This window comes from Streptomyces sedi (assembly GCF_006335015.1).
Lineage (GTDB): Bacteria > Actinomycetota > Actinomycetes > Streptomycetales > Streptomycetaceae > Streptomyces > Streptomyces sedi.
On the sequence record NZ_VDGT01000005.1, the window covers coordinates 1 to 23,822 of the forward strand.

Annotated in this window: 22 protein-coding genes and 2 pseudogenes; 13 read left to right on the plus strand and 11 right to left on the minus strand. The window is 75.0% G+C overall.

What is annotated here, in order from left to right:
- From FH715_RS08295 to FH715_RS08305, 3 genes and pseudogenes are all read left to right on the plus strand, one after another.
- Positions 1-203 (plus strand): annotated as a pseudogene (locus tag FH715_RS08295) (IS5/IS1182 family transposase); the annotation flags it as partial.
- 279 nt (positions 204-482) lie between these two features.
- The gene (locus FH715_RS08300; RefSeq protein WP_139642353.1) at positions 483-965 is read left to right on the plus strand and encodes an NUDIX hydrolase; all 483 of its coding nucleotides are present in this window, start codon (positions 483-485) and stop codon (positions 963-965) included.
- Positions 966-1,016: 51 nt separating this feature from the next.
- Positions 1,017-1,286, plus strand: a complete 270-nt coding sequence (locus FH715_RS08305) for a hypothetical protein (RefSeq protein WP_246108631.1) — start codon at positions 1,017-1,019, stop codon at positions 1,284-1,286.
- Between the two features lie 188 nt (positions 1,287-1,474).
- Here FH715_RS08305 and FH715_RS08310 read toward each other — a convergent pair whose 3' ends face one another.
- Positions 1,475-2,338: a glutathione S-transferase C-terminal domain-containing protein gene (locus tag FH715_RS08310; RefSeq protein WP_139642354.1), complete on the minus strand. Its 864-nt coding sequence runs from the start codon at positions 2,336-2,338 to the stop codon at positions 1,475-1,477.
- 347 nt (positions 2,339-2,685) lie between these two features.
- Entirely contained in the window at positions 2,686-3,837 is a 1,152-nt protein-coding gene (locus FH715_RS08315) for an LLM class flavin-dependent oxidoreductase (RefSeq protein WP_139642356.1), read from the minus strand.
- A 374-nt stretch (positions 3,838-4,211) separates the two neighbouring features.
- Between FH715_RS08315 and FH715_RS08320 the strand changes: the two genes are divergently transcribed.
- From FH715_RS08320 to FH715_RS08340, 5 genes are all read left to right on the plus strand, one after another.
- On the plus strand, positions 4,212-4,913 hold the full coding sequence (locus FH715_RS08320; RefSeq protein WP_139642358.1) for a GntR family transcriptional regulator: 702 nt from the start codon (positions 4,212-4,214) through the stop codon (positions 4,911-4,913).
- Positions 4,914-4,983: 70 nt separating this feature from the next.
- The gene (gene fdhD, locus FH715_RS08325; RefSeq protein WP_139642359.1) at positions 4,984-5,877 is read left to right on the plus strand and encodes a formate dehydrogenase accessory sulfurtransferase FdhD; all 894 of its coding nucleotides are present in this window, start codon (positions 4,984-4,986) and stop codon (positions 5,875-5,877) included.
- A gap of 152 nt (positions 5,878-6,029) precedes the next feature.
- Positions 6,030-6,821, plus strand: a complete 792-nt coding sequence (locus FH715_RS08330) for an aldo/keto reductase (RefSeq protein WP_139643035.1) — start codon at positions 6,030-6,032, stop codon at positions 6,819-6,821.
- 542 nt (positions 6,822-7,363) lie between these two features.
- Positions 7,364-7,948 (plus strand): sigma-70 family RNA polymerase sigma factor, encoded by a 585-nt coding sequence (locus tag FH715_RS08335; RefSeq protein WP_139642361.1) that lies wholly within the window; start codon positions 7,364-7,366, stop codon positions 7,946-7,948.
- Positions 7,949-7,950: 2 nt separating this feature from the next.
- A complete protein-coding gene (locus FH715_RS08340; RefSeq protein WP_139643038.1) occupies positions 7,951-8,682 on the plus strand; it encodes an anti-sigma factor in 732 nt (243 codons plus the stop codon).
- 93 nt (positions 8,683-8,775) lie between these two features.
- Here the strand turns inward: FH715_RS08340 and FH715_RS08350 are convergent, their stop codons facing one another.
- From FH715_RS08350 to FH715_RS08365, 5 genes and pseudogenes are all read right to left on the minus strand, one after another.
- Positions 8,776-9,603 (minus strand): DUF1295 domain-containing protein, encoded by an 828-nt coding sequence (locus tag FH715_RS08350; protein WP_139642362.1) that lies wholly within the window; start codon positions 9,601-9,603, stop codon positions 8,776-8,778.
- Positions 9,600-10,859, minus strand: a complete 1,260-nt coding sequence (locus FH715_RS08355) for an SAM-dependent methyltransferase (RefSeq protein WP_139642365.1) — start codon at positions 10,857-10,859, stop codon at positions 9,600-9,602. The genes FH715_RS08350 and FH715_RS08355 overlap by 4 nt, the downstream gene beginning before the upstream one ends.
- Positions 10,856-12,118 (minus strand): class I SAM-dependent methyltransferase, encoded by a 1,263-nt coding sequence (locus FH715_RS08360; protein ID WP_246108653.1) that lies wholly within the window; start codon positions 12,116-12,118, stop codon positions 10,856-10,858. The genes FH715_RS08355 and FH715_RS08360 overlap by 4 nt, the downstream gene beginning before the upstream one ends.
- Positions 12,119-12,226: 108 nt before the next feature.
- Positions 12,227-12,898 (minus strand): annotated as a pseudogene (locus FH715_RS28810) (DUF1365 domain-containing protein); the annotation flags it as partial.
- Positions 12,895-14,163 carry an NAD(P)/FAD-dependent oxidoreductase gene (locus tag FH715_RS08365; protein ID WP_139642366.1) on the minus strand — a complete coding sequence of 423 codons (1,269 nt, stop codon included), beginning with the start codon at positions 14,161-14,163 and terminating at the stop codon, positions 12,895-12,897. The pseudogene FH715_RS28810 and the gene FH715_RS08365, both read right to left, overlap by 4 nt.
- Positions 14,164-14,305: 142 nt before the next feature.
- Between FH715_RS08365 and FH715_RS08370 the strand changes: the two genes are divergently transcribed.
- Together FH715_RS08370 and FH715_RS08375 are read left to right on the plus strand one after the other, a co-directional pair.
- On the plus strand, positions 14,306-15,868 hold the full coding sequence (locus FH715_RS08370) for a molybdopterin-dependent oxidoreductase (RefSeq protein WP_246108632.1): 1,563 nt from the start codon (positions 14,306-14,308) through the stop codon (positions 15,866-15,868).
- 121 nt (positions 15,869-15,989) lie between these two features.
- The gene (locus tag FH715_RS08375; protein WP_139642370.1) at positions 15,990-16,673 is read left to right on the plus strand and encodes a fasciclin domain-containing protein; all 684 of its coding nucleotides are present in this window, start codon (positions 15,990-15,992) and stop codon (positions 16,671-16,673) included.
- A 141-nt stretch (positions 16,674-16,814) separates the two neighbouring features.
- On the opposite strand, the gene FH715_RS08380 is transcribed toward FH715_RS08375, so the two are convergent.
- Positions 16,815-17,120, minus strand: a complete 306-nt coding sequence (locus FH715_RS08380; RefSeq protein ID WP_139642372.1) for a 4a-hydroxytetrahydrobiopterin dehydratase — start codon at positions 17,118-17,120, stop codon at positions 16,815-16,817.
- 49 nt (positions 17,121-17,169) lie between these two features.
- Positions 17,170-19,242 (minus strand): phage holin family protein, encoded by a 2,073-nt coding sequence (locus tag FH715_RS08385; RefSeq protein ID WP_211367491.1) that lies wholly within the window; start codon positions 19,240-19,242, stop codon positions 17,170-17,172.
- 464 nt (positions 19,243-19,706) lie between these two features.
- On the opposite strand from FH715_RS08385, the gene FH715_RS08390 reads away from it, so the two are divergent.
- Together FH715_RS08390 and FH715_RS08395 are read left to right on the plus strand one after the other, a co-directional pair.
- On the plus strand, positions 19,707-20,483 hold the full coding sequence (locus FH715_RS08390; protein WP_139642376.1) for an MBL fold metallo-hydrolase: 777 nt from the start codon (positions 19,707-19,709) through the stop codon (positions 20,481-20,483).
- Positions 20,480-21,085 (plus strand): DedA family protein, encoded by a 606-nt coding sequence (locus FH715_RS08395; protein WP_246108633.1) that lies wholly within the window; start codon positions 20,480-20,482, stop codon positions 21,083-21,085. The genes FH715_RS08390 and FH715_RS08395 overlap by 4 nt, the downstream gene beginning before the upstream one ends.
- 23 nt (positions 21,086-21,108) lie before the next feature.
- Here the strand turns inward: FH715_RS08395 and FH715_RS08400 are convergent, their stop codons facing one another.
- A complete protein-coding gene (locus tag FH715_RS08400; RefSeq protein WP_139642378.1) occupies positions 21,109-22,110 on the minus strand; it encodes an MBL fold metallo-hydrolase in 1,002 nt (333 codons plus the stop codon).
- A gap of 236 nt (positions 22,111-22,346) precedes the next feature.
- Here FH715_RS08400 and FH715_RS08405 point away from each other — a divergent pair, with 236 nt between their 5' ends.
- Complete coding sequence (locus FH715_RS08405; RefSeq protein ID WP_139642380.1) at positions 22,347-23,183, plus strand: methyltransferase domain-containing protein; 837 nt, start codon at positions 22,347-22,349, stop codon at positions 23,181-23,183.
- A gap of 115 nt (positions 23,184-23,298) precedes the next feature.
- Here FH715_RS08405 and FH715_RS08410 read toward each other — a convergent pair whose 3' ends face one another.
- Positions 23,299-23,790, minus strand: a complete 492-nt coding sequence (locus FH715_RS08410; protein WP_139642381.1) for an anthrone oxygenase family protein — start codon at positions 23,788-23,790, stop codon at positions 23,299-23,301.
- Positions 23,791-23,822: the final 32 nt, after the last annotated feature.

Below are 23,822 nucleotides of genomic sequence, written 5' to 3' on the forward strand. Positions count from 1 at the left end.
CTGCCCACCGCAAGCGGCGCGGCAGCCACGGCGGCAGACCACCCGCCTTCGACCGCGAGACCTACAAGCAACGCAACACCGTCGAACGGTGCATCAACCGCATCAAACACTGGCGCGGCCTCGCCACCCGATACGACAAAACCGCAACCATCTACCTCGCCGGACTCCACATCGCAGGCATCTTCATCTGGTCCGCACGATGATCCAAACGAAAGTGCCTAGACGTGTGGCACACGATCGAGGACATCGACTACCTTCTCGACGCCGACCGCCGACGAGGCGGCAGTCCTCGACAGGTCGGCGACTGACCGCGCCGACGAACTGACCGCGTCTGACACGGGAGTTCCTCCGCGGGGGCTCCCCCGTCCTCGCTCCCGTCAGTCAGGGCCCCCTGTTCGGGTGCCCCTCCGCAAGCGACGACGCGCTCGGGCAGAGGATCGCCACTCGAATCAACGACGAGGCCGCACGAGACCGGAGGCAATGTGACCGGGCGAGATCCCGCGGAAGGGCACGGCCGCGGCGTCAGCGCGGGGATCGTCGTCGCCGAAGGGCGCGTCCTGCTCGTCCGGCGGCGGGTGTCTGAGGGCGAGCTGTCCTGGCAGTTCCCGGCCGGGAAGATCGAAGCGGGCGAGACCGTCGAGGAGGCAGCCGTCCGGGAGACGCGGGAGGAGACCGGGTTCACCGTCAAAGCCGTCGCGCCGCTCGGTTCACGCGTGCACCCCCTGACCGGCCGCCGCGTGTCCTACGTCGGCTGCCGGGTGCTCCACGGCACGGCGACCGTCGCGGCCCCCGACGAGATCGCGGAGATCGTGTGGGTCACGCGAGGAGAGATGGGCGCGTACGTGCCCCACGGAATCCACGCACCGGTCAGGGAGTGGCTGGGCTGGGGAGCCCGTTCGGGGCCGGGCCCGTCGCGGAACGAACAGTCAACTCGGCGCCTCGAACGTCGCCCTTCTTACGGGTGACGGGGTCTCGGCACCGGTGCGCGACACCACCACGGGGTAGAGGTGAGGCACATGGCCTTTTCGAGGGACAGCACGGACGGCGCCCCCGAGCGCTGTCAACGCGGTCTGCCGCGCCCGGGGAAACGAAGGGCGTTGGCGATGCCCACCGTGATTCACATGACCCGGGCCGAGGCGCTGCGACAGCGGGAGGAGCTGCTCGAACGAGCCGGCCTCTCGTACGAGCGACTCCGCGAGCGCGCGGAGGCCTCCGCGTTGCCCCTCGACCAACTACTGATCTGGCACACGGTCGAAGGACTCGACTACCTCTTGTCGGAAGAGTGAGGTTTCCGCCCTCGGCGATCTCGCTCGCGAGTTCGCCGACCGGTCGTCTGCCCTGGCGCGGGGTGTCCTCGGCGAGGACACCCCGCTCTTACACGCCGCCACCCTGGAGCTCGACCAGGTGGTCGCACCCACGCTCCCCGCGCAGCGGGCGGATCCCCGCCCCCGGCTTTTCCGCCCGTGACCCGTGCTCAACGGATCAGCGCGTCGCGGTGCGCCGTCCAGTCGATGATGTGGACGGCGGCGCCGGCGGCTTCGAGGCCGCGGCAGTGGTGGGCGTGGTGGCGGGTCAGGTCGGTGAGGTGGAGCTTGCCGCCGAAGGCGGGGTGCGCGAGGAGGCGGCGGGCGTAGGCCCACAGGGCCGGGTGTTCGGCGATCCGGTGGACCGCGTCGGCGCCCAGGTGACAGCGGTGGACGGTGTCCAACCGGACCAGGGCGACCCAGAGTTCGACATCGGCGGCGGTCAGCTCGTCGCCCAGGACGAACGGCGCTTCGGCCACCCGCCGGTCGAAGGCGGTGAGCGTCGCGAGCAGTGTCTCCAGTGCCCGTTCCCCGGCCTCTCCCGCGCCCGCCTCGCCCGCGAGTTGGGCGGCCTCCCCGATGCCTCGTTCGCAGCGCAGCGTCAACGCGTCGATGCCGCCGGCCAGTGGGGCCGGGCGCAGCGCGGGGCGGTCCGGGGCGCGGAAGCGGAGGCTGAGGTCGGCGAGGATGTCCGGAACGTGGTTGCTGACCAGTCGCCCGGTCCAGCTGTCGGTCAGCGCCGGGCTGGCGCCGGGTCCCGTGTGGCCGTGGAGGGTGGCCGCGTAGGCGGCGTCGAGCGCGGTGCGCCCGTTGCCCGCCTCGTGGGGCGCGGGCAGCAGGGTCACCGGGAGCACCTCGTCCAGGCCGAGCAGCGCGTGGGTGATCGCCACGCGCAGCCCGTCGGGGCTGGCGAGCGTCAGGTGGAGCCGGTAGCGGTGGGGTGCCGGGTAGTGACCGCTCTTGGCGTCGGTGCCGATGCGTTCGCGGACCAGACAGGGAAGGTTTGTCGGCGAGTTCGGCAGCGGTGCGGGCATGGCTCTCCTTGGGACGTTTCTGCACGAGGGGACGCGAGGGCAGGCGGGCAGGAGAGAGAGCGGTCGCGGGGCCGGGGCCCCGCGACCGCTCCTTGCGGCGGGATTCAGACCGCGCTAGAGACGCGCAGCAGATCGATGTGGCGCCGGCAGGTCAGCAGCCTGGGCGCGGGGAGCGCGGAGCAGGAGACGTCCGCGGCGGGTCGGGAACGGGGCGGAGGAGCGGAGGGCGCGGGAAGCGCGCGTCGCGCCCGCGTCGTTCCGTCCGCCATCGAGCGCTCCGTCCGTTCGGCGAGGACCGCCCCTGGGCAGTCCTTCCTTCGGATTGTCCGGCTCGGGTGTGCGCAGCGTCAAGGGGTGGTGACCGACTCCCCCGACGTGGGAGCGCCGTTCGCGCGCCCCGCGTGCGCCTCTCGGGCCGCGTCCCTGCGCGCCACCTCGGCGCGGACGAGCGGGATCACGTGGCGGCCGAAGTCGATGGCGTCGCCCAACAGGTCGTAGCCGCGTGCGGAGATGATGTCGACGCCCAGCTCGTGGTAGTCGAGCAGCGCCTCGGCGACGGTGTCGGGTGTGCCGACGAGGGCGTTGGAGTTGCCGGCGCCCCCGGTGGCAGCGGCCGGCGCGGTCCACAGGGCGCGGTCGTAGCGTTCGCCCTGTTCGGCGATGGCGATCAGCCGCTGGGAGCCGGTGTTCTCCGGGCGCCCCCCGGCGCCGGGGCGGCGTCGGCGCCCCGCGGGGCCGCCGGCCCGGATGGCGGCGAGGGTGCGGTGGGCCTTCTCCCAGGCGAGTTCCTCGGTGGGCGCGATGATCGGCCGGAAGGCGACCTGGATGCGTGGCGGGGTGGTGCGGCCGGCCGCCGCGGCGGCGGCGCGGACGGCGGCGATCTGCTCGGCGGTGCGCTCCAGCGGCTCGCCCCACAGGCAGTAGATGTCCGCCTCGGCCGCGCCCGCCGCCAGCGCGGCCTCCGACGAGCCGCCGAACGACACGTCGGGGCGGGGCAGTTGGGCGGGGAAGACGTCGCTGACGTAGTCCTGGAAGCGGTAGTGCGCGCCCTCGTGGTCGAAGGGTTCCGTGCGGGTCCACACCTTCTTGACGATCTCGATGTACTCGCGGGTGCGGGCGTAGCGCTCGTCCTTGGTGAGGGTGTCGCCCTCGCGGCGCTGCTCGTGGTCGCTGCCGCCGGTGATGAAGTGCACGGTCAGCCGGCCGCCGCTGATCTGGTCGAGGGTGGCGAAGACCCGGGCGGCGTAGGTCGGGTAGGAGAGGTTGGGCCGGTGCGCCAGCAGGATCTGGAGGCGGTCGAGGCGGGACGCGAGCAGGGCGGCGGCCGTGGCGGGGTCGGCGGTGCCGGAGCCGTAGGCGAAGAGGACCCGGTCCCAGCCGTGGTCCTCGTGGGCACGGGCGATCCGGAGGGTGTAGTCGGGGTCGAACGCGGGCCCGGAGCGGGGTGCGGTCTCCGAGCCGTCGTGGGTGGCGGCGATGCCGAGGAACTCGACGGGCATGGGGAATCACGCCTTTCGGCCGCTGCGCCGGTGCGGCGCGCGGCAAAGCTGGGGTGGGGCGCGCGCGGGGGCGCGCGGGGGCCGGCGGCGGTGCGAACGCCCCGGCGTGGCCTGCTCGTTGACCTCGGTGGTCAGGCGGCGACGCGGCGACACGCAGCGGACCACACTCGACCGAAGTCGATGTGGTCGCGGGTGACCAGCGGTCGCGCGGGCTTCATGCGTTCCAGTGCAGCAGCGCCGGGTCCCCGCGTCAACGGGTGTCCGAGGGCCGAGCCGCGCGTCGGCCGCGCGGGGTGAGGCGCGCGGGAGCGCTTAACGTGCCGGTGATCCGCCCTCAAAGTGGGGGTAACACGTCGTTCCTAGGGTCGCCGCCCATGGACGGCGACCCTTCGGCTTCGGCGGGGCCCCCGGCCGCCGTCTCCGGGGCCAGGGCCGGCAGGGACAGGAGGGCCGAGACGTATCTGCACCTGCGTGACCTGCTGTGGTCGGGCGCGCTCGGGCCGGACGACCGGCTGGTCGAGGTGCGGTTGGCGGCGCGGCTCGGGGTCTCCCGCACGCCGGTGCGGGAGGCGTTGGTGCGGCTGGTGGCCGACGGCCTGGTCGAGCGGCGCGGCGAGGGTTACTACCCGGCCCGGCTGGCCGGGGACGCGCTGGCGGATCTGGTCGAGTTGCGGGCCACCGTCGAGCTGCGCGGTGTGGCGCGCGCATCGGGTCCGCGCGCCGGGGCGCACGACCGGGCGGCGCTGCGCGCGCTGCGGGGGCGCTGGCGGGCGCTGCGCGCCGAACCGCCGGCTCCGGGGCCCGCGTTCGTGCGGTGCGACGAGGAGTTCCACCGTGCGCTGCTGGCCGCCTCCGGCAACCCCAGGCTGACCGAGACGCTGGAGTCGGCGCTGGTCCGTCTGCGTCCCGCGCGGGTGCGGGACCCGCTGACGGCGGAACGGGTGGAGCGGGCCGTCGTGGAGCACCTGGCGATCGTGGAGGCGCTGCTCGCGGGCGAACTGGACGGGGCGCTGGCCGCGTTGGGCCACCATCTGGACGCGGCGTGGCCGGTGCCGCCCGGCGACGGCGGCGGCTGAGCGGGCGCGTCCCGCTGACGCGCGCCCGGGCGCTGCCGCCGGGGCGGGTGGCGGTGCCATCATGGCGGGCATGGGACGGGTCACCGAACGCCGCCGGGTCATCCGCGTCAGGGACGGCGCGGTCTCCGCGCGCGCCGACACCCTGGTAGGCGAGGAACCACTGGAGATCAGGGTCAACGGGCGCCGGCTGGCGGTGACGATGCGCACGCCGGGCGACGACTTCGCGTTGGCCACCGGCTTCCTGGTCAGCGAGGGGGTGCTGGCCGACCCCGCCGAGCTGGCGCGGATCGCCTACTGCGCGGGGGCGGAGGGCCCGGACGGCGCCAACACGTACAACGTCGTCGACGTGCGGCTGGCCGACGGGGTGCCGGGACCTGACGTGTCGCTGGACCGTCGGGTGTTCACGAACTCGTCCTGCGGGCTGTGCGGAAGGGTGTCGCTGGACACGGTGCGCACCACCGCGCGCTGGCCCCTGCCGCTGCCGCCGGGCCCGCGCCTGGACCCGGCGGTGCTGTCCGAGCTGCCCGACCGGCTGCGTGAGGCGCAGCGCGTCTTCGCCCGCACCGGCGGGCTGCACGCGGCGGCGCTGTGCACGGCGGACGGCGCGTTGCTCGACGTGCGGGAGGACGTGGGCCGCCACAACGCGGTGGACAAGATCGTCGGCCACGCCCTCACCTCGGGGTCGCTCCCGCTGAGCGGCACCGTGCTGCTGGTCTCGGGGCGCGCCTCGTTCGAGCTGGTCCAGAAGGCGGTGCTGGCCGGCATCCCCACGCTGGCGGCGGTCTCCGCGCCCTCGTCGCTCGCGGTCGACCTGGCGGCGGAGACGGGGATGACCCTGGTGGGCTTTCTGCGCGGGGCGTCGATGAACGTGTACAGCGGCGCGGAGCGCCTCGGTCTCGCGGACGAGGCCGGTCTTCCCCCGGAGGGGGAGACGCGCGGCGAGGTCGTGGAGGGAACAAGGTAGCCCCCTGTCCTGGTTTGGGTAGGCAGGGTCGTGATAGCCAGGAGAGGCACCCCGAATCGAACATCCATGATCAGAGAAGGACAAAATCGCACGTGAGTAGCGCCCCCGTCCCCACCCCCGTCCCCGAAGTCACCCTCAACAACGGTGTCCGGATGCCCCAGCTGGGCTTCGGCGTCTGGCAGGTCCCCGACGACCAGGCCGAGGTCGCGGTGAGCCAGGCGCTGGCCGCCGGCTACCGCAGCATCGACACCGCCGCCGTGTACGGCAACGAGGAGGGTACCGGTCGCGCGCTGGCCACCTCCGGACTGCCGCGCGAGGAGCTGTTCGTCACCACCAAGCTGTGGAACACCGACCAGGGCTACGACACCGCGCTGGCCGCGTTCGACACCTCGCTCGCCAAGCTGGGCCTGGACTATGTCGACCTCTACCTGATCCACTGGCCGGCGCCCGCGCACGACCTGTACGTGGAGAGCTGGAAGGCCCTGGAGAAGATCCTGGCCGACGGCCGGGCCCGCGCGATCGGCGTCTCCAACTTCAAGCCGCCGCACCTGCGCCGGCTGCTGGACGAGACCGAGATCGTTCCCGCGCTCAACCAGATCGAGCTGCACCCGAACTTCCAGCAGGAGGAGTCGCGCGCGCTCCACCGCGAGCTGGGGATCCTCACCGAGGCGTACTCCCCGCTGGGCTCGGGCAAGGGGCTGCTCGACGCCCCCGAGCTGCGGCGGATCGCCGACAAGCACGGCCGCACCCCGGCCCAGGTGGTGCTGCGCTGGCACCTCCAGCTGGGCAACGTGGTGATCCCGAAGTCGGTGACGCCGTCGCGGATCACGGAGAACTTCGACGTCTTCGGCTTCTCGCTGGACGACGAGGACCTCGCGGCCGTCGCGGCGCTCGACACCCCGCACCGGATCGGCACCGACCCGGACAAGGCCAACTGGCGCTGAGCCCCTCCGGGGCGGGCCGAGGACGACAACCCACCTTGCCGGTGCGGCACCGTGGTCGTCCGCCCCCCCGCCACGAATGCACCGCGCAGTTCCCCGCGCCCCCAAACAAGCCGCCCACGGCAGTGCAGGGGCGCGGGGAACGGCGCGAGCAACCGACCAGCGGGGTGTAGACGACGACCCACCTAACCGGCGCGGACCATAGTCGACCAACCCCCGCCACCAATGCACCGCGCAGTTCCCCGCGCCCCCAAACAGGCCGCCACCTACCGAACGTGAACCCGCAGCTGACCGACCACGCCCACCACTACCAAGGGGCGCGGGGAACTGCGCGAGCAACCCAACACCGGGGCGAGGACGACACCCCACCCCGGCCGGCCAGGCCAGGCGTGGGTGGACCCATCCGGGAGGGTGTCAGCGACGAATGAGGGGGAGCGAACGGCTGCCGCCCGACCCGGAGGAACCATGACGTCAGCACCACCCAACCCACCACGCCCAACCCCGCGCGGGCACGCGCCCCGCGGGCACGCGGGAGGTGCGGCGCGGTGAGACGGCCGGCCAGGATCGGGCAGGAGCAGCCCCAGACGCCCGACCTCTCCGCGCTGCTCGGGGAGGTCGCCAAGGGCGACCACGAGGCGTTCGCCTCCGTCTACGACGCCGTCGCCGGCCCCGTGCTGGGGCTGGTGCGCAGCGTGCTGCGCGACCCCGCGCAGTCGGAGGAGGTCGCCCAGGACGTGCTGGTCGAGGTGTGGCGGCAGGCGCCCCGTTACCGGCGGGAGCGCGGCTCGGCGATGGCGTGGGTGATGACCATCGCGCACCGCAGGGCGGTGGACCGGGTGCGTTCCGCGCAGGCCGCCACCGACCGCGAGCACAGGGCCGCGCTGCTGGATCGGACCCCGCCGTTCGACGAGGTCACCGAGCAGGTCGAGACGCGGCTGGAACGCGAACAGGTGCGGCGCTGCGTCGACGGGCTCACGCCGCGCCAGCGGGAGTCGGTGACCCTGGCCTACTACCGGGGCCTGACCTACCGCGAGGTCGCCGAGCTGCTGTCGCTGCCGCTCGGCACGGTCAAGACACGGCTGCGCGACGGACTGATCCGGCTGCGGGACTGCCTGGGGGTGACGGCGTGAACATGTCGCACGATGTCGAACCGCACACGCTGAGCGGCGCCTACGCCGTGAACGCGGTGCCCGAGGAGGAGCGGCGCGGATTCGAGCGCCATCTGGAACGGTGCGCCTCCTGTGCCAGGGAGGTCGCCGAACTCACCGAGACCGCCGCCCGGTTGGGCACCGCGATGGCGACGGAGCCGCCGCCGGCGATGCGGCGCGCGGTGCTGGAGCGGATCGGCAGGGTCCGCCAGGAGCCGCCGCGCGGCGCGGTCCGGCGCGCCGTCCGCGGGCTGCCGCCGCTCGCGCTGGCCGCGAGCCTCGCGGCGCTGCTGCTGGGCGGGACCACGGCGTGGCAGTGGTACAGCGCCGAGCAGGCGCGCGAACGGGAGGCCAGCGCCGAGCGGTTGGCCGAGGAGCTGACGGCCGTGCTCTCCTCGCCGGACGCGCGGATGACCACGGGCGCGGTGCGGGGCGGTGGTTCGGCGACGGTGGTGGTCTCCCCCGACCACGACCGGGTGGCGTTCCTCGCCTCCGGGCTGCCCGCGCCGCCGGAGGGGCGGGTCTACCAGCTGTGGTTCGCCGACCAGGAGACGATGCGGCCGGCCGGCCTGCTGGACGCGGGCGCCGACGAGCAGGCACTGCTGATGGACGGCCGACTCGGCGAGGCGACCGGCATGGGCATCACCGTCGAGCCGGCCGGCGGCTCCCCGCAGCCGACGTCCGAGCCGCTGGCGTTGATGGAGTTCGCCGGCTGAGCAGGCCGAGCCGACCGGACCGGCAGCGGCGACTGGACCGGCTGGGCCGACTGGACCGGCTGGACCGGCTGGGCCGGCCGAGCGGCGCGCCGGTCAGCCGCCGCTGCCGCCCCGGGGCGTGCGGGGCGGCAGCGGCAGGAAGCCGGAGGTGCGTGCGGCGTAGGCGCGGTAGCCGGGGCGTTCGGCGAGCTGCCGTTCCAGCAGGGCCTTGCCGCTGCCGAAGACCAGCAGATAGCTCATCACCAGCGGGGCGGGCAGGGCCAGTGCCGCGAGCGGCCAGGTGGCGGCGCTCATCAGGTACAGGCCCCACCAGACGAGGAAGTCGCCGAAGTAGTTGGGGTGGCGGGTGTAGCGCCACAGTCCCCGGTCCATCACCCGGCCGCGATGGGCCGGGTCCGCCTTGAAGCGGGCCAGCTGCCGGTCGCCGACCGCCTCGAAGAACAGGCCGAGGGACCAGACCGCCACCCCGGCCCACAGCGCGGGGTCCGGCGGCGCGGCCACGTACTGGCCGGCCTGCACCGGCAGTGAGACCAGCAGGATCAGGGCGCCCTGCAGCAGATAGACCATGCGCAGCGCGTACCAGGCGCGGCTGCCCGGCGCCCGGTCCAGCATCCGCGCGTAGCGCGGGTCCTCGCCCTGGCCGCGTGCGCGGCGCGCCAGGTGCAGGCAGAGCCGTCCGCCCCACAGCACGGTGCAGGCGGTGAGCAGCGCGCGCCTGGTGGGGTCGCCCTCCCCCGCCGACAGCGCGAAGCCGACGGCGGCGACGAGCGCGAACCCGGCGCCCCAGACGGCGTCCACCACCCGGTGGTGGCCGTGTCCCGAGACGACGGCGGCGAACGTGCCCAGCAGCAGCACGGCCAGCGCCGCCGCGGAGACGGCGAGACCGAGGCCGAACGCCGCCCAGGCGGTGTCGTGGCTCACCTGGCCCCGCCCCCGCTCGCGGCCGGCGGCGTGGGCCGTTCGGCGAGGATCTGGTGCACGCCCTTTCTCCGTTCCTCGAACGCCAGCCCGCCGCCGGCCAGATAGAGCCGCCACACCCGCGCCGTCTCGCGCCCCACCAGGGCGACGAAGCGGTCCCACTCCGCCTCCAGCGTGGCCCGCCAGGCGTCGACGGTGTGCGCGTAGTCGGCGCGCAGCGACTCCACGGTGAGGGTCTCCAGGCCGGCGCTTTCCAGCAGGTTCAGCGTGTCACCGAGGGGGCGCATCGTCATGTCGGGCGCGATGTAGGTCTCGATGAACGGGCCGCCGCCCGGCGCGTGACGGCCCCTGGCCATCTGCTGGAGCAGCAGCCTGCCGCCGGGGCGCAGCCGGTCGTGGAAAAGGGCGGCGAAGTGGGGGTAGGAGGCGTCGCCGACGTGTTCGCCCATCTCGACGGAGGCGACGACGTCGTACTCCCCGGGGCCGGCCAGTTCGCGGTAGTGCTGGTGGCGCACCTCGACCCGTTCGCCGAGCCCCCGGTCGAGGGCCGCCCGGCGGACGTGGGCGGCCTGCTGCCCGGCGAGGGTGACGGCGGTGACGCGGGCGCCGTGGTGGGCGGCGGCGTGCAGGGTGAGCGAGCCCCAGCCGCAGCCGATGTCGAGCAGCCGGGCGCCCGGGGTCAGCTCCAGCTTGCGGCAGATGGCCTCCAGCTTGTCGTGCTGGGCGTCGCCGAGGGTGTGGCCCGGGGTGCCGGGGGGCTTGGTCCACAGCGCGCAGGAGTAGGCCATCGAGGGGTCGAGCAGCAGGGCGTAGAACGCGTTGGACAGGTCGTAGTGGTGGCTGATGACGGCGGTGTCCCTGGCGCGGCTGTGCCGCCGGCCGCGCGGCCTGGCCGGCCGGCCGGGCGCGCGCGGCGGCGGGCCGACGGCGCCCAGCCGGGCGAGGGTGGCCAGGGCGCGGGCCCGGTCGCCGGGACGGAGGCCGGGGCGGGGGGTGCCGGCCCGGCCGGCGGCCCAGGCCGTGCGGAGCGCCTGGGCGAGATCGCCCTCGACCTCCAGGTCGCCGCTGATGTACGCCTGGGCGACGCCGAGTTCGCCGGGCTGCCACAGCAGCCTGCGCAGTGCGCGCCGGGAGGTGAGGGTGACGGTCTGCGCGTCGGCCGGTCCCAGCGCGCTGCCGTCCCACAGGCGCAGCCGCAGCGGCGGCGGGCCGCCCAGGAGTCGGTCCACGAGGGGGGCGAGTCGGCGGGCGGCGGTCATCGGGTGCCTCCGGTGCGCGGGTCGGTGAGCAGCAGCTGGCGGACGTCGAGGTAGCCGGAGCGGAAGCCGGCCTCGGAGTAGGCGAGGTAGAGGGTCCACATCCGCAGGAAGGTCTCGTCGAAGCCGAGGGCGAGCACCTGTGCGCGGCGGGCGGCGAAGCGTTCCCGCCAGAGCCGCAGCGTCTCGGCGTAGTGGGCGCCGAAGCCGTCGTCCCGGGCCGGTGTCAGCCGGGTGTGGCGGGCGGTCAGGGCGGTCAGCGCCTCGCGCGAGGGCAGCAGCCCGCCGGGGAAGACGTACTTCTGCACCCAGGTGTGGGTGGAGCGGGAGGCCAGCATCCGGTCGTGGGGCATCACGATGGCCTGGAGCGCGACCCGGCCGCCGGGGGCGGTCAGCCGGTCCAGGACGCGGAAGTACGTCGGCCAGTGGCGGGCGCCGACGGCCTCGATCATCTCGACGCTGACCACGGCGTCGTAACGGCCCTCCAGCTGGCGGTAGTCGGCGAGTGCGACGGTGACCCGGCCGGCGTGGCCGGCGTCCGCGATCCGCCGGCGGGCGAGGAGCAGTTGCTCCTCGGAGAGGGTGACGGTGTGCACGGTGGCGCCGCGTGCGGCTGCGCGGAGGGCCAGCTCGCCCCAGCCGGTGCCGATCTCCAGCAGCCGGGTGCCGGGGCCCACCCGGGCGAGGTCGAGCAGCCGGTCGATCTTGCGGTGCTGGGCGGCGGGCAGGGCGTCCTCGGCGGCGGGCAGGGCGTCGAAGAGCGCCGAGGAGTAGCTGAGGGTGGGGTCGAGGAAGAGGGCGAACAGCTCGTTGGACAGGTCGTAGTGGTGGCCGATGTTCCGCCGGGCGTCGTCGGGGGTGTTGCGGGCGGCGGGCGGCTGTCTCACCGCCCACAGCCGGCGCAGCCGTTGCAGGGGCCCCGGGACCAGGGTGGCGGCGTTGACGGCCAACTCGGTGAGCAGCGGCACCAGTTCGGGCGAGTCCCACTCCCGGGCCAGATAGGACTCGCCGAAGCCGATCAGCCCGTGGCGGCCCAGCCTGGCGTGGAAGGCGCCGGGGTCGGCGATCTCCAGCAGCGGCCCCGAGGCTCCGGCCGGCGGGCCGCCGGCGGTGGACACCCGCAGCTCCAGGCCGCGCAGGGCGCGGCGGACCAGGGCGCGGGTGGTGGCGGCGCGGGCCGGGGAGACGGCCGGGACGCGGGCGACGTCGGGCCAGCGCGCGGCGTCGACGGGGGTCGGTCGGTGGGGGTGGGTGGTGGACACGGGGTTCCCTTCCGTCCCCTCGCGGGGGTGGGTCTGTGGGGCGGGGCCGGACGGTCGGGGGCGCACCGGCAGTCCGCGCAGCCAGAGGCGGACGCCGTGCCAGCGGATGTGGGCGGAGACCGCCAGCGTGGAGGCGGGGTTCCGCAGCCACGCGCGCAGCAGCCCGGCGGCGTCGGCGCGGCGCGCGGTGCCCCGGACGGTCGCCACGAACGCCGGGCCCCCGGCGCGGTCCAGCCGCACCGACAGCGCCAGCCGTTCGCCCGGCGGGGGCAGCCGCAGCCGGTAGGCGCCGTCGACGGGGAAGAACGGCGAGACGTGGAACTCCTTGGCGGTGTGCGCGGCCCCGGACTCGTCCGGGTGGAGCAGATAGCGGTGCCGCTGGCCGTAGGTGTTGTGCACCTCGGCGACCACGCAGGCGAGGGTGGAGTCGGCGCGGTGGCACCAGTAGACGGTCAGCGGGTTGAAGACATGGCCGAGGACCCGGGCGTGGGCGAGCATCAGCACCCGTCCCCCGGGTGGGGGTTCGCCGCGTGCGGCGAGGAAGCCGTCCAGCCCGCGCCGGATCTCGGCCGGTCCGCCGGGGGCTCCGTCGAGATGGTCGCGGGCGTCGAAGCGGGCCAACGGGCGCAGCACGCGCGGCGTTCGGGGCGGCGCGTCCAGGTCGATCAGCCACAGATAGGTGCGGTGGCGCAGCGCGTGGCGCACGGGGCGGAGCCTGGTGTGGGTGATCAGCACCTCGTAGAGCAGGGGCGGCGCGGGCCTCGGGGGCGGTGCGGTCACCAGTGCGCCCCCAGCGACCGCGCGGCCTCGGCGCCCGAGCGGCAGCCGTCCTCGTGGAAGCCCCAGCCGTGGTAGGCGCCGGCGAACGCGGTCACCCCGTCGTTGAGGGAGGGAAGCGCGGACTGCGCGGCGACGGACTCCGAGGTGTAGAGCGGGTGTGCGTAGGTCATGCGGGCCAGGACCGTGTCGGGGTCGACGCGGGTGCCCGGGTTGAGGGTGACGACGTAGCGCCGGTCGGCGGTCAGCCGCTGGAGCCGGTTCATGTCGTAGCTGACCAGCACCCGGTCCGAGGGTGCGGCGCACGACGGCAGCAGGTAGTTCCAGCTGGCGCCGGCTCCGGGGCGGCGCGGCAGCAGCGAGGCGTCGGTGTGCAGCCAGGTGACGTTGGAGGAGTAACGGAACGCGCCCAGCGTCCGGCGCTCCCGCTCGGTGGCGTCGCCGAGCAGCGCCAGCGCCTGGTCGGCGTGGGTGGCGAGCACCACCCGGTCGACGTCGTGTGTCGCGCCGTCCTCGGTGAGGACGCGGGCACCGTCGGCGTGGCGCAGCACGGTCCGCACGGGCGTGCCGGTGCGGACGGCCGTCAACCGCTTGGCCACGCGCTCCACATAGCTGGCCGACCCGCCGTCGACGACGCGCCAGCGCGGCGAGCCGCCGACGCTGAGCATCCCGTGGTGGTCGAGGAAGCGGAAGAGGTGGACCGCCGGGTAGCGGGGCGCGAGCGCGGGCGCGCAGGACCAGACGGCGGAGACCAGGGGCACGGCGAAGTGCCGGGTGAAGTAGCGGGAGAATCGGCCGCGGTCGAGGAACGCGCCCAGCGTCAGCGGGGACTCGGCGTCCTCGGCCAGCAGCCGGCGGGCGCGGCGGTGGAAGCGCGGCACCTCGGCGAGCAGCCGCAGGAAGCGGGGGTCGGCGACGTTGCGCGGCCTGGCGAGCACGCCGCGGACGCCGCGCGCGCCGGCGTACTCCAGGCCGCAGCCCTCGCAGCGGATCGACATGCTCATCTCGGACTCGCTGGTCGCGACGTCGAGTTCGCGGAAGAGGCGGCGCAGCAGCGGATAGGTGCGGTCGTTGTGCACGATGAACCCGGAGTCCACCCCGTGGGTCGCGCCGGTGCCGTCGGTGAGCCGGTGGGTGTGGGCGTGGCCGCCGAGTCGGTCGTCGGCCTCGAACAGGGTGGTGTGGTCCCGCGCGCCCAGCAGGTAGGCGGCGGTCAGGCCCGCTACTCCCGCGCCGATGACCGCCGTTCGCCGGCCGCTGTCCGTCATCCGTTCCACGCTCCCTCCCGCCCCCGGCGGGGGCGCTCCCCCGACATTCGGTGCCGGAGGCGCGGTGGACGGGTCGCGGAGGAAAGTTCTTTTTCTTTCCCTCCGACCCCATCCGCACCGGCGTCACCCACGAAGCAGGGGTGTGAGAGACCGAGGGAGACAGGGCGCGCTCGCCGCGCTGGCCGGCCTGCTGGCGGTGGTCGCGGCACTGGCCGCCGCCGAGGCGCTGGCCGCGCTCGCGGTGCGGCGGGAGGCCGGGCCGGTCACCGCCGTGGGCGGCGCCGCGATCGACCGGACGCCGGCGCCCGTGAAGGACTGGGCGATCCGCACCTTCGGTGACCAGGACAAGCTGGTGCTGCGGCTCGGCATCCTGACGGTGCTGGCGCTGCTGGCCGCCGTGGCCGGGGTGTTGGCGCTGCGCTGGCGGCGGCTGGTCGCGGTGGGCGCCCTGGCGATGGGCGGGGTCGGCGCGCTGGCCGCCGCCGAGCGGCCGGACGCGGGGGGCGGGGACTTCCTGCCGGCGCTGCTGGCCGGCGCGGTGGCGGGCGCGGTGCTCTTGGTGCTCGTCGGTTGGCTGGAACGGCCGGGCGGCTCCGGGGTGTTCACCCCGGGAGACGGCCGGCGGCGGTTTCTGGCGACGGCCGGCGCGCTGGTGGCGGGTTCGCTGGCGGCGGGGCTGCTCGCCCGGTGGCGGAACGCGTCCGATGCCGCGGAGGTCGCCGCCGAACGGGCGGCGCTGCGCCTCCCCGAGCCGGTCTCGCCCGCCCCGCCCCTGCCGGAGGGCGCCGCGCTGGACGTGCCGGGCCTGGCCCCGTTCCAGACGCCCAACGGTGACTTCTACCGGGTCGACACCGCGCTGGCGGTGCCCCGCGTGGACGTGTCGTCCTGGCGGCTGCGGCTGCACGGCCTGGGCGTGACCCGGCCGTTGGAGCTGAGCTTCGAGCAGCTGCTGGCACGCGACCTGGTGGAGCGGCGGATCACGCTGACCTGTGTCTCCAACGAGGTGGGCGGCCCGTATGTGGGCAACGCCACCTGGCTGGGCGTCCCACTGGCCGAGCTGCTGGCCGAGGCCGGCGTGCGCTCCCCCGAACAGGGCGGCGAGGCCGACCAGTTGGTGGCCCGTTCGGTGGACGGCATGACGCTGGGCACCCCGTTGGCCGCCGCGCTCGACGGCAGGGACGCGCTGCTGGCGGTCGGGATGAACGGCGAGCCGCTGCCGTTCGACCACGGCTATCCGGTGCGGATGGTGGTGCCCGGGCTCTACGGCTATGTCTCGGCCTGCAAGTGGCTGGAGGAGCTGGAGCTGACGACGTTCGAGGCGTTCGATCCGTACTGGGTCAGGCGCGACTGGGCGCAGGAGGCGCCGATCAAGACGCAGTCGCGGATCGACACCCCGCGCGCCACCGAGCGGCCGACCGCCGGTGAGCCGATAGCCGTGGCCGGGGTGGCGTGGGCGCAGCACACCGGGATCGACCGGGTGGAGGTGCGCGTCGACGACGGGCCGTGGGAGGCGGCCGAGTTGGCCGAGGAGGACTCGGTCGACACCTGGCGCCAGTGGCACTGGCGCTGGACTCCGACCTCCGGCACCCACCGCGTCGAGGTGCGCGCCACCGACCGGGGCGGCGAGACCCAGACGGCCGACCGGGTCGGCACGGTGCCCGACGGCGCCACGGGACGGCATTCGGTGGTGGTCCGGGTGGACTGACCGAGCCCAGGCGCCGACAACCGCCGCCAACCACGGATACCTGTCGATAACTCGACAACAACCCGAGACAACTACCCATGACAACCACCGACAGCTTTTGTCGACAAGGGAGTTAAGCCCCATGCGTATCACCCGAGTGAACCGCGTCCGCCGCACCGCCGTCGCCCTGGTGGCCGTCGCCGCCCTGCCGATGGGGCTCGCCGCCTGTTCCTCCGACGACGACTCGGACCAGAACGAGAGCAGCGAGGAGAACGCGCCGGAGGAGGAGACCGACGGCGGTGCCGAGGACGGCGCGGACGACGGCATGGAGGAGGACGCCTCCGGCGACATGGCCGCCGAGCCGTTCGGTCCCGCCTGCGCGGCCGTGCCGGAGGACGGCGCCGGCAGCTTCGACGGGATGGCCCAGGACCCGGTCGCCACCGCCGCCAGCAACAGCCCCGAGCTGTCCACGCTGGTCAGCGCCGTCGAGGCGGCAGGCCTCGGCGACACCCTCAACACCACGGAGAACCTGACGGTGTTCGCGCCGGTCAACGACGCCTTCGCCGGCATCCCGCAGGAGGACCTGGACGCGCTGCTGGCCGACGAGGCGGCACTGACCGACGTGCTCACCTACCACGTGGTGCCCGAGCGGCTGGCGCCCGAGGACCTGACCGAGGGCGACGTCGAGACGCTCCAGGGCGGGACCGTGGCCGTCAGCGGCGAGGGCGAGTCCTGGCAGATCAACGACGCCTCGGTGGTCTGCGGCAACGTCCAGACCGCCAACGCCACCGTCTACCTGATCGACGGCGTGCTGATGCCCCAGTGAACCGTCCCCACGGTTCCGAACGGCACGGCTGCACGACGGCACGACGACTGACGGGTTGACCGGCTGAGCGGCCGGGCGAACGCGCGGCGGGCCGCCCCTCTCACACCGGGGGCGGTCCGCCGCGTTCCGGCGTTCCCGCGTTCAGCGCGCGCCGTGCCCCGCGGCGATCTCCTCGATGCGGGTGGCCAGTTGGGTGTCCAGCTCGGTGACCTTGCCGCCGACGCTGTGGGTGTTCACCGAGACCCCGAGGCTGTCGTAGGTCACGGTGAGGTCGGCGTGGTGGTCGAGCCGCTCCTGGAGGGTGGCGATGTGCACCAGGAGCGCCACCGCCTCCAGATGCCCGTCCAGCCGGTACTGGCGCACCAGCCGGTCGTCTCCGAACGACCAGCCGGGCAACCCGCCGAGCACCTCGCCGATCTGGGTCTCGTTCAACGGCTGCGGCGCCATGGGCGGCCCCTCCTCTGACTTCGCTGGCTTCCCCGTCGTGGCTCCCAGGTTAGAGCCGGTCGGCCCCGCGCGCCTCGTGGGCGGCCGGATCGGGGTCGGCGGCGGCCGACTCCGCCAGCCAGCGGCGCAGCACCCGGTGCACCGCCTCGGCACCCACCAGTTCGCCCTCGGCCGTCGGCGGGGAGAGCGCCGGGGGCGCGAGCAGGAACGCCAGGCTCTGCTCCCCGCCCAGCCCACCGTGGCACCCCAGCTGCTCCTCGAAGGCGTACACCGCGCCGCTCTCCGGGTCGCAGGCCGAATTGACCACGAGGTCAGGGCAGTTGGCGAAGCCGGCGGTGCGCCGCACCGCGTCCGCCGCGCCGGGGCCGAACGGAAGCAGCGGATCGGCCCCCAGCACCTTGCCGCTCGCCAGATGGTGCTCGGCACCGCCGGCACCCAGCACCACCGGGCCGTGCCGCTCGTCGTCGACCAGCACGAAACCGATGCCCGGATGCTCGGCCAGGCTCCGCAGCAGGGCCGGGTAGCGGCGTTCCACGGCCTCCCGCCCCGCGCGGCCCGGGATGTCGGGGAAGGCGACCACCCCGAGGTTCCCCGAGGCCAGCACGACGGGGGCGGTCGCGCCGCCCGGCTCGGCGCCGCGCTCCGGCGGCTCGGCCGGCTCCTCCGGCCGGTGCAGCGCGGCCCTGGCCACCCCCCTGGCCTCGGCGCCGCTCTCCTCCCGGCGCGGCACCCCCGCGACGGGCCGCCCGCAGCCGATCCGCACCAGCTCCTCCAACGAGTGGCCGAACGCGGCGGCGAACGTGGGCCCCTGGCTCTGCCCGTGGTCGGAGAGCAGCACCAGATGGTAGGGGCGCGGGGCGTGCGCGACGGCCTGGAGGATCAGCGCCACGCAGCGGTCGAGGCGCGCCAGCACCTGCCGGGTGTCCCGGCCGCGCGGGCCCGAGTGGTGGGCCACCTCGTCGTAGGCGACCAGGTCGGCGTAGACGGCGCCGCGCCCGTTGAGGATGTCGCCCACCACGGCCGCCGTCACCACGTCCCGCTGCACCACGGTGGCGAACGCCCTGATCAGTGGGTAGAGACCGGCCCTCCGCACCCGGGGGCGCACGCCGGCCAGGCGCGCGCGGGTGGACTGGCAGATCTCGCGCACCAGTTCCACCACGAACGCGCCGGCGGTGCGCGCCGCGTGCGCCGGGTCGGAGAAGTAGGCGAAGTACCCGGCGCGCGAACGTTGACCCGCGCGCCGGCGTGCGGCGACCGAGAGCACCAGGGCGGCCTGCCCCGCTCCCCCGGTGAACAGGTTGCCCCGGCTCGCGCCGTCCTCCGCCAGCAGCCCGGGCGAGCCGGTGCGCAGCTGTGCCCGGCGTTGCAGGGTGGCGGCGCTGGAGGGCCGGTTGCTGACCAGCACCTCGCCGGTCTCCTTCTCGTACCAGCGGAACGCGGGCACGTCGGCGTTGCTGCCGTGCAGGATGCCGAGCTGCGAGGCGCCCGTCTGGCTCGACCAGTCGGTGCGCCACGGGGCGAGCCGGTGGCCGCGCGCGAGAAGCCCCGCCACGGTCGGCATCAGCGGGCGCTCCCCCGCCGTCGCCTCGCGCAGCACGTGGTAGCCGATGCCGTCGAGCTGGAGGAAGACCACCCCCGCCGTGCGGCGCGCCGGCACGGGCGCCGGCCGCCCGAACCGCAGCCCCGCCATCCGCCGCAGCCGCCGCCTGGTCGCGCCCTGGTCACGCAGCACCAGGAACGCACCGGTCGCCGACGAGGCGACCGAGGTCGCGGCGGCCACCACCACCGCGGTGCCGGCCCCCGCCTGCCCGCGGCCCGGTACGGCGCTGAGCGCCAGCAGCATCAGCGCGCCGTTGAGCAGGAACACCAAGGAGCCCAGCGCCAGGGCCGGCACCAGCAGCAGCGCGCGGACCAGCCACGGCCACACCAGGGCGTTGAGCAGGCCGAAGAAGCCGGCGCAGAGTGCCGCGGTCAGCCCGACGCGGGTGAGGCTGTCGCCGTCGGCCGACTGGAGGCGGAAGGCGGGCAACACCAGGGAGAGCACGACCAGCGTGGCGGTGGCCACCGCCCACACCGCCGACACCCGCAGCAACGCGGCCCCCGCGCTCCGCCACCGCCCCATCCGCCGCACCACCGTCCGTTCCCGTCACGTTCACCACCGCGTCCCATCCTCACCGATGCGCCGCCCGCGCGGGCGGCGTCACCGACCACAGGCACACGCACACCTGACCGACCACGCCAGCCCAATCAAGGGGCGCGGGGAACTGCGCGAGCAACCCACCACCGAGCCGCACCCGACCACCCACCCAGCCACGAAGCTCCGTAGTCGACCAACGCCCGCCGCACAGCATTCGCGCAGTTCCCCGCGCCCCCAAGCAGGCCGCCACCTACCGCAAGCGAACCCGCACCCAACCCACCACGCCAGCCCCAACCAGGGGCGCGGGGAACGGCGCGAGCAACCCACCACCGGGCCGAGGACGACAACCCACCCAGACCGGCAAGGTCGGTAGTCGACCAACCCCCGCCACCCCCGCACCGCCGGGATGGCACCCTTGAGCGGAGAGGCGTCGGCGAAGGAGAGCCCCCGTGTCCGTGGAGATCACCTGGTGGGGCCATGCCACGGCCACCGTGCGGGACTCGGGCACCACGCTGCTGACCGACCCGCTGCTGACCCGCCGCTGCGCCCATCTGTGGCGGCGCCGTGGCGCGCTGCCGCCGCGGGCGGCCGTGGCCGCGGACGCGGTGCTCGTCTCGCATCTGCACAGCGACCACCTCCATCTGCGTTCGCTGGCCCGGCTGCCGGCCGGCACCCCGTTGTTGCTGCCCACGGGCGCGCTCGGCGCCGTCCCGCTGCTGCGGCGCCTCGCCGAGCGGCTCGACCCGCGCGAGCTGTCGCCGGGCGACAGCCTCGCCGTGGGCCGGGTCGCGGTGCGCGCCGTGCCGGCGGCGCACGACGGGCGCCGGCTGCCGTTCGCGCGGCGGCGGGTCGCGCCGCTGGGGTTCGTGGTGGAGGGCGAGGGCCGCACCTACTTCGCCGGCGACACCGATCTCTTCGGCGGGATGGCCGGCGAGGTCGGCCGTGTCGACACGGCGCTGCTGCCGGTCGGCGGCTGGGGCCCGGGGCTCGGGCACGGGCACCTCAACGCCGAGCGGGCCGCCGAGGCGCTGGCCCGGCTGCGCCCGCGCAGCGCCGTTCCCGTGCACTACGGCACCTACTGGCCGTGGGGGATGGCGGCGGTGCGCCCGCACGAGTTCCACGCTCCGGGCGACGAGTTCGTCCGGCACGCGGCGCGGCTGGCGCCCGAGGTGGCGGTGCACCGGCTGCGGCACGGCGAGAGCGTGCGGCTGGCGGCCGGCGGGTGAGCGCCTGGATCGACCTGGCGCGGGCGGCCGAGGAGACCGTCGACACCGAGACGGCGCAGCAGGCCATCGGCTATCCGTCGTTGTTCGCGCTGGTGCTGCTGGGTTCGCTGGTGCCGGTGGTGCCGACGGGCGCGCTGGTCTCCTCGGCGGCCGTGGTCGCCGTCCACCACAGCGATCCGGTGCCGACCTCGCTGCTGGTCTGGGCGGTGGCGGCGTGCGCGGCGTTCCTCGGCGACGCGGCGCTCTACGGTCTCGGCGCGCGCGGTTCGCGCTGGCTGGAGCGGATCAGGGGGCAGGTGGCGCCGGCGACGCTGACCGGCGCGCAGCGGAGGCTGGAACGCGGCGGGGCCACCGTGCTACTGGTGTCGCGGCTGGTGCCCGCCGGGCGGCTGCCGGTGATGCTGGCCTGTCTGCTGTCGGGGATGCCGGCGCGCCGCTATCTGCGCGGCAACCTCCCGGCGACCGTGGCCTGGGCGGGCGTCTACGGCCTGCTGGGGGTGGTCGGCGGGGCGGTCTTTCCGCACCCGTGGCAGGGGGTGCTGGCCGCCGTCGCCCTGACGTTGCTGATCGCGGTCCTGCCCCGGCTGCGCCGCACGCGCTGAGCCCGGGCGGTCTCCCGCCCCCGTTACTCCAGCACCCGTGCGCCGCCCACCGGCAGGTCCCACAGGTCGTCGGGCAGCCGCCCGGAGGCGCGCCAGGCCGCGCGGACCCGGGCCAGCGGCTCAAGCGGCGGTTCGGCGGAGAGCGAGAACGTTCCCCAGTGCATCGGGGCCATCCGTTCCGCGCCCAGGTCGTCGCAGGCGCGGACCGCCTCCTCGGGGTCGGTGTGGACGGCGCGCAGCAGCCAGGGCGGGGAGTAGGCGCCGATCGGCAGCAGCGCGAGGTCGATCCCGGGGTAGCGGTCGCCGATCTCGCCGAACCAGTGTCCGTAGCCGGTGTCCCCGGCGAAGTAGACGTGTTGTCCCCGTCCGTCGGAGAGCACCCAGCCGCCCCACAGGGTGCGGCAGGTGTCGCGCAGCCCGCGCCGCGACCAGTGGTGCGCGGGGACGAGGTCGAAGCGGACCGGGCCTTCGGGGGCGGGGAGTTCGGCCGACTCCCACCAGTCAAGCTCGGTGACGTGCAGAAAGCCCCTGCGGCGGAACCAGTCGCCCAGCGCCGCGGGGACGAAGACGGGGGTGAGGCGGGGCAGCCGCTTGACGGTGGGGGCGTCGAGATGGTCGTAGTGGTTGTGGGAGATCACCACGGCGTCGACCGGCGGCAGTTGGGACCACTCGACGCCGACCGGGGTGAGCCGGGGCGGGGTGCCGAGGATCTTCTTCGACCAGACGGGGTCGGTGAGTACGGTCAGCCCGCCGATCCGCAGCACCCAGCTGGCGTGTCCGACCCAGCTGACGGCGACCGTCGCCGGGTCGACCTCGGGCACCGGCTCCGGCGCGAACGGCAGCCCGGCCGCCGCGTAGCGCGCCGAGGCGCCGGGGCGCAGCGCCCCCTGGCGCGCGGCGCGCAGCATCGCGCCGAGGCCGGGGAGCGGCTCGGTGAGCCGGTCGGTGAAGTCGCGCGGCCACGGGCGTCGCCGGTAGAGCGGGCGGGGGTCGTCCCGGTGGGTGGGCTCGGTCCGGTCGGTCATCTGGCCTCCGCTTTCCAGGTCTCCGGGCTTCCAGCCGCCCCCGCTCCCCCTCCGCCGTGCGCGTTTCCCGCCGTGCGCGTTTCCGGCCGTGCGCGTTCTGTCGTCCGGACTCCCAGGGCACCACCGGCCCGGTGCCGGCTCATCCGGGCGGCCGTCGCGTTGGGCCGATCCAGCGACGTTGTCCGCTTGACGGAACACTCTTGCTCACGATGCGAGACGTCCGGCAGGCTGGCGCCATGGCGCGACACCAGCTCACCTCAGGCGAGGAGCCAAGGGAGACCCGCTATCTGCACGGCCACCACGACTCCGTGCTCCGTTCACACCGCTGGCGCACGGCGGAGAACTCGGCCGCCTATCTGCTCCCCCGGCTCCGCCCGGGGTCCGAGCTGCTGGACGTCGGCTGCGGGCCGGGGACGCTCACCGCCGACCTGGCGGAACGGGTGGCGCCCGGCCGGGTCGTGGGCGTGGACCGGGCGGAAGAGGTGCTGGCCGAGGCGCGGACGCAGGCGGCGGCCCGCGGCCTGGACGGGGTGCGGTTCCGCACGGCGGACGCCCTGGCGTTGGACTTCGCCGACGACTCGTTCGACGTGGTCCACGCCCACCAGGTGCTCCAGCATCTGGCCGACCCGGTCGGCGCGCTGCGCGAGATGCGCAGGGTCTGCCGTCCGGGCGGGGTGGTCGCGGTCCGCGACGCCGACTACGGCGCGATGAGCTGGTTCCCTGAGGTGCCCGGCCTCGCCGCCTGGCGGGAGCGCTACCGGCGGGTGGCCTCGGCCAGCGGGGGCGAGCCGGACGCCGGGCGCCGGCTGCTCTCCTGGGCGAGGGCGGCGGGCTTCGCCGAGGTCACGCCCTCCGCCTCGACCTGGTGCTTCGCCACCGAGGGCGACCGGTCGTGGTGGAGCGGGCTGTGGGCGGAACGCACCGTCGCCTCGGCCTTCGCGGAGCGGGCGCGGGCGCTCGGCCTCGCGACCGCGAGGGAGCTGGACGAGTCGGCCGCGGCGTGGCGCGCCTGGGGCGCCGACCCGGACGGCTGGTTCCTCGTCCCCCACGGGGAGTTGCTCTGCCGGCCGTGACCCCGCCGGCGGCTCGGGTGGCGGACGGCGACGGTCCCGGACGGTCCCGGTCTCACGGTCGTCCGCACCCCGGTGGGTGGTTGCCCGCGCGGTTGCCCGCGCGCCGCCGCCGGGGTCACCGGCGCCACAGCAGCAGGCCGGTGCCGACGAGCAGCGCGACCCCCGTGGAGGCCACCGCGCGCAGGTTGTTGAAGCGGACCCAGCGGGGCGCGAAGTCGGCCCACAGCTCGGCCGCGCGCTCGGCCGTGTCGGCCGGCCCGGCGGCCAGCGCCTCGTTCAGCGGCACGTTGACCGCCGCCGTCGGGGCGATGACGCCCAGCACATGGACCAGCGCGGCGGCGGCGAACGCCAGCGCCGCCGCGCGTTGCCCCAGCGTCCACAGCACGACGGCGGTGAGCGCCGCCACCAGGGGCAGGGCCACGAAGGGGGTGAGGAAGAGCGGGCTGAGGATCTTGTCGTTCATGCCCCGCATCGCCGCCCCCGCCCGCTCGGGCCCCAGGGTGCCAAGGCCCGGCAGGACGGAGACGGAGAAGGCGAAGAACGTGCCCGCGAGCACGGCCGCCATGGTCAGGGTCGCGAGGGCGGCGCCCGCGGCGAGAAGGGTCATGCCGACCAGCCAAGCCGCTCACGCCGCCCCGC